This is a genomic window from Brucella sp. IR073, from assembly GCF_049065735.1.
In the GTDB taxonomy this organism is placed as follows: Bacteria; Pseudomonadota; Alphaproteobacteria; order Rhizobiales; family Rhizobiaceae; genus Paramesorhizobium.
The window spans coordinates 1-1148 of the sequence record NZ_JBAKHD010000033.1; the positions used below are offsets into that span (position 1 = coordinate 1).

Consider the following 1148-nt stretch of genomic DNA (forward strand, 5'->3'; position numbering starts at 1 on the left):
GCATCGACCCCGCCCTGGCCGTGGACCGAGCCCATGGTGGCCTTGGCATAGCCGTAATGCGCGGTAATCCCGCCGATCAGGCTTCCCATTGCCGTCTCGTAAAGCTTGCCGTCTATGCCGGTTTCAAGACCATAGGTGTTGATGTTGTAGCGGGTGGCGCTGGTCGAGTAGCGCGGCTCGAAGCGGCCATGCGCGCCCTCGACCCGACCCCAGACATAGGTTGAGGTGTTGATATCGCCGCCTGCTTCAGCGGAAGCCGCAGCTGTCTCCTCTCCATCGCCTTGCGCGACGACAGGATTGGCCGCGCCGCTCCAGTAGCGGTTGCCGACGCGCTGGCGCAAGGTACCGACGGCGTTCAACTCCTGGAGGACCGAGGAATACGCCTCATAGACCGGAACGCCGGCCTGGTACAGCGGCGGCGGGGTCGGGCAACCTGGCCCCACGCAAGGTGGCGGGCAATCGGATCCCTGACATGTATCGGATAGCACGGACCGCAGATACCAGTCACCCTCGCTGATTGCCGCATTTCCGGCGCCGCCTACGCCCGCGCTGCCCTTGAAGAGCCTGTAGGAATAAGCGCCGGCCGCCACCGCCGGTTGGTCATCATATTCATAATCACCCCAAAGCGCGAAGGTACCCTTCGACGCGCCGCCGACTTCCACGACCTTGATACCCTCGACGGTTTGCGCACCGTTACCGCCGACATTCTTCACAACCAGTGTCGAGTTGCCCGAGGTGTCGCCATTGATGACAAGCCGGTCGGTCTGGGAATCGTCGCCTTCAAGTTTGGTCTTCAGATAGACCGCACCGCCTTGCCCGATGTAATTGCGGGTGACTGTCAACGTCGTGCCGAAGGTGGTGCTGGCATCGTCGCCGGAAATCCTCACCCTTCCGTCATTGGAAAGCGAGCCGATGGTTTCGGAGAAATGGTTTGCATCGAGCGTTCCGTTCGGTCCAACGCTAAAGTCGGAGCCGAAACTGAAGGCGCCAGCAACGCCTGTGACCTGAGACCCTGAACTTCCTCCAGATTTTGGTAGAGTCCGTCACAACGAGGAGACGGACGAATGAAGCGTTCACGGTTCACGGAAGAACAGATCATCGGGATATTGAAGGAGCAGGAGGCGGGCGCGAAGACGGTTGATGTCTGC

At 60.9% G+C, this 1148-nt stretch carries 2 protein-coding genes; one reads left to right on the top strand and one right to left on the bottom strand.

Features of this window, described 5'->3' with window-relative positions; genetic code table 11:
* Window positions 1–887: autotransporter outer membrane beta-barrel domain-containing protein (locus ACOWVG_RS19295; protein WP_420963997.1), on the bottom strand; the 887-nt coding region annotated here is incomplete at its 3' end.
* Window positions 888–1064: 177 nt separating this feature from the next.
* Here ACOWVG_RS19295 and ACOWVG_RS19300 point away from each other — a divergent pair.
* A partial coding sequence (locus ACOWVG_RS19300) for a transposase (RefSeq protein WP_420963723.1) occupies window positions 1065–1148 on the top strand: 84 nt, incomplete at its 3' end.